Here is a 7,055-nt window from a genome sequence, read left to right as displayed (position 1 = left end):
GCACATTATTTTTCGAAATAACTTTACAATTATTCTCTTTTACTTCCAATATGACATGAAAAAGTTGAAAAGGTTAAAAGTTAAAGGTGAGAGGATTAAATCCTGATACCCGAAACGACTAACCCAGATACTATACACTCTAAAGACCTTGTTGATGAATATAGGAACGGACGGCGCGACGATTCGCTTCACCTTCTTCCCCATATTCGAAATGAAATCAACAAAGACCTTGTTGGTGGCTATAGGCTCGGTGTTCACCTCTTCCCATCCCGAACAGAGAAGTTAAGCCCGAGACCGCCGATGATACTTGGATCACACCTGGTAAAGTAGGTAGCCGCCACAATATTAACAAAGAACCATCCTCAAAAGGGATGGTTTTTTTTGTTGTTAGGTATTAGGGGTTAGGTTTTAGCCGTTAGGCATTAGGTAATAGGTATTAGGTTTTAGCCGTTAGGCATTAGCGGTAAAAAGCGATGCTTATTGCTTACAACCTAAAGCCGTAGGCTATAGGCTATAGGCTGTAGGCTGATAGCCGACTGCCGCTACTTTTAAAGCGCTGTGCGTATTGCATTCAGCATAAAGCCTAAAGCTTACAGCCGCCCGCCTCCAGCTCATTTCCATTTAAATATATTGCCTGGGGTAAGGCACACGTCCATTCGTATATCATAGCCGTTCAGATCGTTTATGGTTTGTAGAGGACCGAATAACGACAAGCCAACCTTTAGGGTACGTTCGCTGCATAGGGCTAGGAACCTATCGTAAAAGCCTCCACCATAACCTACCCGAAAGCCCTTTCGGTCGAAAGCCAGTAGGGGGATTAGTACCATATCTATGTCAGTAACTTCTGCTTTTTGGCTGGTTTGAGGATCCGGTTCGGGGATACCCCATTGGTTATCTATTAGGTTCGTGCTGTGGTCAAGAAAGTAATGTTCAAGGGATTTGGTTCCTGGAACGATATAAGGTGCTACAAAACGGGTATTTGGGGCTTTGATTGGTATTTGATCCAGGAGCTTGGTCGTGTCGGGCTCTTGTGAAGTTTTTTGAGGTAAGAATAAGTGTACGACAGATGGGCGATTTTCCCCAAACAGCGTCCAAAATTGGTCGAATAGTTGCGTTTCTAAAAGGGCTTTTTCTTGAGCAGGTAATGCGTTACGTTTTCGTTGGTAAATATCTCTTATTTCGGATTTATTCATGATAATTTTAATATCTGTTTCTAATATTCAGGGCCAATTTGAAAAATTAATTGCAGAAAATGGGTTAAGTATTTCCTTATTTTTCGCCATTTTAATCTAATGTTTGTACTTTCACGATCTGATTGTAAAATCTTTAACTATAGTATCGAAACAAACATGAGCAAGATTAAAGTTGCGAACCCGGTTGTAGAACTTGACGGGGATGAGATGACACGAATCATCTGGAAGTTTATTAAGGAAAAGCTAATTTTACCTTATCTGGATGTAGATATTAAATATTACGACTTAGGTGTTGAGTATCGTGACGAGACCAACGACCAAGTTACGGTAGACGCCGCCAACGCTATCAAACAATATGGCGTAGGTATCAAATGTGCTACCATCACACCCGATGAAGATCGTGTGGAAGAGTTTGGTTTGAAGCAAATGTGGAGATCTCCAAATGGAACGATTCGTAACATTTTGGATGGTACCGTTTTTCGCGAGCCTATCGTAATGCAGAATGTACCCCGTTTGGTTACCAACTGGTCGGCTCCTATTATTGTAGGTCGTCATGCATTTGGAGATCAGTACCGCGCTACCGATTTTATCGTACCTGGTAAGGGTAAAATGACCATCAAGTTTGAAGGAGAAGACGGACAGGTGATTGAGCGTGAAGTATACGAATTCCAAGGACCTGGTGTTGCCATGGCCATGTATAACGTAGACGAATCTATCCGTGGCTTCGCTCGTGCTTGCTTCAATGTAGCGATGGGCAAAGGATGGCCTTTGTACTTATCCACTAAAAACACGATCCTTAAAAAATACGACGGACGCTTCAAGGATATTTTCCAAGAGGTTTACGAGCAAGAGTTTGCTGGTAAAGTTCATTACGAGCACCGTCTGATCGACGATATGGTAGCCTCAGCCCTTAAATGGGAAGGTAACTTCGTATGGGCTTGTAAAAACTACGACGGGGACGTACAGTCCGATACCGTAGCACAAGGCTTTGGATCTCTGGGCTTGATGACTTCCGTATTGTTGACTCCCGATGGCAATACCCTAGAAGCAGAAGCCGCTCACGGTACTGTAACGCGTCACTACCGCGAGCACCAGAAAGGTAACCCTACTTCTACGAACCCAATCGCCTCTATCTTTGCATGGACTCGTGGATTAGAGTTCCGTGGTAAATTGGATGGTAACCAAGCTTTGATCGATTTCTGTCAGACTCTTGAAAAAGTGTGTATCGAAACGGTTGAAAGTGGACATATGACCAAAGATTTGGCCGTTTGTATCCATGGTAACAAGGTTCAGCACGGAGAGCATTACTTGTATACAGAAGAATTCCTAGATGCTATCGATAAAAACCTTCAAGCTGCTTTGGCTTAAGGGATCAATGGTATTCTGACAAAAAGTAGAAAGCCCGGGTGATTGGTCATCTGGGCTTTCTGCATATAGGTGCCTCTATGGGAACCAAGTCCATGGGTGGCTATTAAAAAATAACCTTGGCTTAGGGCTAGCAAGGGGAAGGGAATCACAGAATGGATGAAGTTTCTTAAAATCCTGTCATTTATTCTCGAAACACTACAGAAAAACCCGTACCTTTGCCGGCAATTTGTTGAGACAGATTGAAATAACTTTCATTAAACCAAAATTTTTGCAATGTCCGCAGTAACAGAGCAAGCCCGGTTGGCCGACCGCATCATCGCACTCGAAGAATCTTCGACGTTGGCAATGACTAAAATGGCCCGCGAATTGGCGGCCCAAGGCCACAAAGTGATTAGTTTAAGTGTAGGAGAGCCCGACTTTAAGACGCCAGCTCACATTTGTGAAGCAGCCAAAAAGGCGATTGACGACGGATTCCATGGTTATTCCCCAGTGGCGGGCTACCCAGACCTCCGCAAGGCCATAGCCGATAAATTGAAACGGGACAATAATATAGAATGGAAGCCTGAAAACATTGTCGTATCGACGGGTGCCAAGCATTCGCTAGCCAATGTGATTCAGGTATTGATCAATCCAGGAGATGAAGTCGTAATATTTGCTCCTTATTGGGTGAGTTATTCTGAAATGGTGAAGCTAGCCGACGGGAAATCGGTGATCGTGGACGGTGCCTTCGATAACGACTTTAAGGTTACCGCAGCTCAGCTGGAGGCAGCCATTACGCCTCGGACGCGTATCGTCATGTTTGCTTCTCCTAACAACCCAACCGGATCGGTATACTCTGAAAAGGAATTGAGGGAAATAGCATCGGTACTAGAGAAGTATCCCGACGTATATGTGTTGGCCGATGAGATTTATGAGTACATCAATTTCACTGCTGAAGGTCACTTTAGCATAGGGTCTATCCCCGCTATTAAGGATCGGGTCATCACCGTCAATGGGGTAGCGAAGGGCTTCGCCATGACAGGATGGAGAATAGGCTTTATTGGAGCCGCCAAATGGATCGCCGAAGGAGTAGAGAAGTTGCAGGGACAGGTAACTTCAGGAACTAACTCCATCGCTCAGAAAGCCGCTACGGCAGCCTTTACGGGTCCATTAGACGCCTCCAAAGAGATGGCCAAAGCCTATGCCCGTCGTAGGGATCTGGTAGTTGGGCTTTTGAGAGAAATCCCAGGCTTTAAAGTAAATATGCCCGATGGAGCATTTTACGCCTTCCCCGATGTGAGTTATTACTTTGGAAAATCGGACGGAGAAACCACCATCAAAGACTCAGACGATTTCTCTAACTGGATCCTCAACAAGTCGTATGTATCGACCGTAGCGGGGTCAGGTTTTGGAGCTCCTAACTGCATCCGAATTTCTACTGCTGCAGCCGATGAGTCGTTGGTAGAGGCTGTAGAGCGAATTAAAACCGCTGTTGCTTCCTTAAAATAGACAAAGTGTCGGTTTTTTTATAAAATTAGTAAACAAAAGCCCCGTGGTTGAATTAATCCATGGGGCTTTTGTTTTTAGAATTGATACCATTTAAATGTCGGTGCACCTACTAGGCTGTACCCTTAGTTGATACCATCCCTATGAGTAAGTATTATTTTTTAAAGGTTAAAGAGGTGGAGCACGAAACCCAGGAGGCAGCCACCATTCATTTTTGGCATCCCCTGAATGAAGTCATAAACTATAGGCCAGGACAATTTTTGACGATCTTGATGGATCAGGAAGGTCAAAAAATTCGCCGATCCTATTCCTTGTCGAGTTCTCCATATACCGATGTTTCGCCGGCTATTACCATCAAGCGATTGCCTGGAGGCTATGCCTCTAATACCCTCTTAAATGAGCTCAAAGAGGGAGATATCGTGGAAGTGATGGAGCCTATGGGTAATTTTCTTCCAAAACAAGCCGACGACCAGACCCGCCATGTGGTTTTTATTGGAGCGGGGAGCGGAATTACACCGTTATTTTCCATTTTGAAGTCGGTGTTGATGGTAGAGCCTGAAAGTTCCGTGACGCTCATCTATGGGAGTAGAAACGAAGAGAGCATTATTTTTAAGGAAAAATTGGAGGCTCTCAAAGAGAAATACGGTTCTCGTTTTACGCTCATTCATAGCTTGAGCCAGCCTGCCCCATCCTGGGAAGGAGAGCGGGGGAGGCTCAATAAGTCACATATACTTAAAATGTTTGAGAAGCACCCCGATATCCAACCCAAAGAGGCCGAATTTTTTATTTGTGGGCCCGAAGTGATGATGGAAGAGGCCGACCGTGCCTTGGCCATATTGGGCGTGCCTATGGACCGGATAAGGAAGGAAAGCTTTTTGACAACCGCCGCAAGCGCTACAGGAGAACTGGTAGAAGAAGAGGATACCCTCGTAGCCCGTACGATTACCTTAATTTACGAAGGGAGTGAATACCAGCTCCCAGTGAAGCCACATGAAACCGTGCTAGAGGCGGCCCTCAATATGGATATTGATCTTCCTTATTCTTGCCAGGCGGGCATGTGTACGGCCTGTATGGGGAAGTGTGTTTCGGGCAAGGTGCATATGGATGAAGAAGATGCCCTCTCCGAGGCGGAGCTGCAGGAAGGCTTTATCCTCACCTGTGTTACGCATCCCATGAGCGACGGTGTGGTTATAGAAGTGGAGTAACAGCTTACTCTTGGTGGATACAAGACGGGCTGACTAGGTGCCAGGTCCTATTTTTTGTAGTTCTTGCCAGTCTTTCTCGGACAGTCGTGTATTTTTTAATAGTAGATTGAGGCCAGCCATATTGGAGCCTTGGAAAGCCGTTTGGATCAGTCGATTCATCAGAATTTCCTGGGTTTCCTCCTGTCCCAAAAGGGCTACATAGATATGAGACCGTCCTTTTTCGGTACGATATAGAAAACCCTTGTCATGCATGATTTGCATGAGCTTGAGCGTAGTGGTATACCCTACCGCCTTGGTTTCGGCTAATGCGGTATGCACTTGCCGAACTGTCGATGGCCCGTGAGCCCATAAAAAGTTAAGAATCTCGAGTTCTGCTTCAGTGGGTTTTATATACATGATTCAAGGATTAGGATAAGCGCATTCGGAATGTGCTACAAAGTTATACGAAAGGAGTCGTATGTTGAAAAAATAGTACGACTTGTTTCGTATACAAGAATAGTATCTTTGGCAGGTAAAAAGGAAAGAGGCCTAACGGCACAAAACCGCCGCTCTCCATGGAAGGGAAGCGGCGGTTTTGGTATTCTAGAGACGCTTATTAGCTACTGCGCGTAAGAGTTGAGCATTACAGGCATTACCAGCATCAGGATGTCTTCATTATCTTCCTGGTCTTCGGGGATGATCAATCCGGCTCGGTTAGGTGCAGACAATTCGAAGGTAAGGACTTTACTTGTCAGATTGCCTAGTACTTCGACGAGGAATTTCGCATTGAAGCCTATTTCCATATCTTCTCCATTGTATTCACACATCAGCTTTTCGCTGGCCTCATTGGCATAGTCTAGGTCTTCCGCCGACACCACTAAGTCGTTCAACGTCATTTTTAGTCTCACCTGATGGGTTGTTCTGTTCGAATATATTGAAATTCTCCTTAGAGAGTTCAGTATATCCATGCGGTTGATCGTCAGGGTATTTGGGTTATGAGCCGGTATGGCATTTTCATAGTCCGGGAATCGTTCGTCTATTAACCGGCAAATCATACGGATATTGCCAAAGCTAAAGAAGGCGTTAGAAGCCGTAAATTCAGCACTAACGGGTACCTCTTCGGCAGGCAGACATGATTTTAGCATGTTCAGGGCCTTTCTTTGGATAATCATGGAAGTGTCCATATCCGATTTGATATCCGTGCGGCGATAACGAACTAGCCTATGACCGTCGGTGGCAACAAAAGTGGCGTTTTCAGCCCCTAATTGTACGAATACCCCCGTCATTGCCGGGCGCAGGTCGTCGGTACTGGTAGCGAACAGGGTATTGGCTATAGCTGCCGATATGGCGGTGGACGATAGCTCTACCGACTGACCGCGGTTAACGATTGGCGTCTTCGGGAAATCGATCGGGTTTTCGCCAGAGAGCTTGTAGCGACCATTGTCGGTGATAATTTCTATGCCAAACGTTTCATTATTTACCTGTAAGGTAATAGGTTGCTCTGGCAAACCCCGGAGTGTATCCAGGAGTAATTTTGCCGGAATAGCTATGGCTCCTTTTTCAACGGACTCCACCACTATTTCGGTAATGATAACCGTCTGTAAGTCTGAGGCCGTAACACTCAGATTATTTCCTTCCAGGGTTAAAAGAAAATTCTCAAGTATGGGTACAATAGGGTTCGTAGAAACGACACCATTTATAGCTGACAATTGTTTCAGAAGTACTGATGACGAAACGACAAACTTCATAATTCGTGACGTAAGTGTTTAAAATTAAATTGATTATAACTAGGGCAGACTCTTTGCTTGCTGTTTTGTAGGGAACA

At 45.0% G+C, this 7,055-nt stretch carries 6 protein-coding genes and 1 rRNA gene; 4 read left to right on the top strand and 3 right to left on the bottom strand.

Annotated elements, in window-relative coordinates:
• Nucleotides 1-231 precede the first annotated feature (231 nt).
• Nucleotides 232-343: ribosomal RNA gene (gene rrf, locus CLV98_RS18430) — 5S ribosomal RNA — on the top strand.
• A 268-nt stretch (nt 344-611) separates the two neighbouring features.
• Here the strand turns inward: rrf and CLV98_RS18425 are convergent.
• A complete protein-coding gene (locus CLV98_RS18425) occupies nt 612-1,193 on the bottom strand; it encodes a 5-formyltetrahydrofolate cyclo-ligase (protein ID WP_109676663.1) in 582 nt (193 codons plus the stop codon).
• 156 nt (nt 1,194-1,349) lie between these two features.
• On the opposite strand from CLV98_RS18425, the gene CLV98_RS18420 reads away from it, so the two are divergent.
• The 3 genes from CLV98_RS18420 (at nt 1,350) to CLV98_RS18410 (ending at nt 5,251) form a co-directional block, all read left to right on the top strand.
• Nucleotides 1,350-2,561, top strand: coding sequence for an NADP-dependent isocitrate dehydrogenase (locus CLV98_RS18420; protein ID WP_109676699.1), 1,212 nt, complete (start codon nt 1,350-1,352; stop codon nt 2,559-2,561).
• Nucleotides 2,562-2,834: 273 nt separating this feature from the next.
• Nucleotides 2,835-4,049 carry a pyridoxal phosphate-dependent aminotransferase gene (locus tag CLV98_RS18415; protein WP_109676661.1) on the top strand — a complete coding sequence of 405 codons (1,215 nt, stop codon included), beginning with the start codon at nt 2,835-2,837 and terminating at the stop codon, nt 4,047-4,049.
• A 140-nt stretch (nt 4,050-4,189) separates the two neighbouring features.
• Nucleotides 4,190-5,251, top strand: a complete 1,062-nt coding sequence (locus CLV98_RS18410) for a ferredoxin--NADP reductase (protein ID WP_109676659.1) — start codon at nt 4,190-4,192, stop codon at nt 5,249-5,251.
• 33 nt (nt 5,252-5,284) lie between these two features.
• Here the strand turns inward: CLV98_RS18410 and CLV98_RS18405 are convergent, their stop codons facing one another.
• Entirely contained in the window at nt 5,285-5,647 is a 363-nt protein-coding gene (locus CLV98_RS18405) for a BlaI/MecI/CopY family transcriptional regulator (protein WP_109676657.1), read from the bottom strand.
• Between the two features lie 203 nt (nt 5,648-5,850).
• Nucleotides 5,851-6,978: a DNA polymerase III subunit beta gene (gene dnaN, locus CLV98_RS18400; RefSeq protein ID WP_109676655.1), complete on the bottom strand. Its 1,128-nt coding sequence runs from the start codon at nt 6,976-6,978 to the stop codon at nt 5,851-5,853.
• Between the last annotated feature and the right edge of the window lie 77 nt (nt 6,979-7,055).

The sequence above is a fragment of the Dyadobacter jejuensis genome (genome assembly GCF_003149085.1).
Lineage (GTDB): Bacteria > Bacteroidota > Bacteroidia > Cytophagales > Spirosomataceae > Dyadobacter > Dyadobacter jejuensis.
Note: the sequence above shows the minus strand (reverse complement) of the source record. Positions and strands in the feature narration are given on the sequence as shown.

Coding starts and splice junctions, on each gene's coding strand:
- CLV98_RS18425 (WP_109676663.1), bottom strand. CDS start 1,193: ATGAATAAATCCGAAATAAGAGATATTTACCAACGAAAACGTAACGCA.
- CLV98_RS18420 (WP_109676699.1), top strand. CDS start 1,350: ATGAGCAAGATTAAAGTTGCGAACCCGGTTGTAGAACTTGACGGGGAT.
- CLV98_RS18415 (WP_109676661.1), top strand. CDS start 2,835: ATGTCCGCAGTAACAGAGCAAGCCCGGTTGGCCGACCGCATCATCGCA.
- CLV98_RS18410 (WP_109676659.1), top strand. CDS start 4,190: ATGAGTAAGTATTATTTTTTAAAGGTTAAAGAGGTGGAGCACGAAACC.
- CLV98_RS18405 (WP_109676657.1), bottom strand. CDS start 5,647: ATGTATATAAAACCCACTGAAGCAGAACTCGAGATTCTTAACTTTTTA.
- dnaN (WP_109676655.1), bottom strand. CDS start 6,978: ATGAAGTTTGTCGTTTCGTCATCAGTACTTCTGAAACAATTGTCAGCT.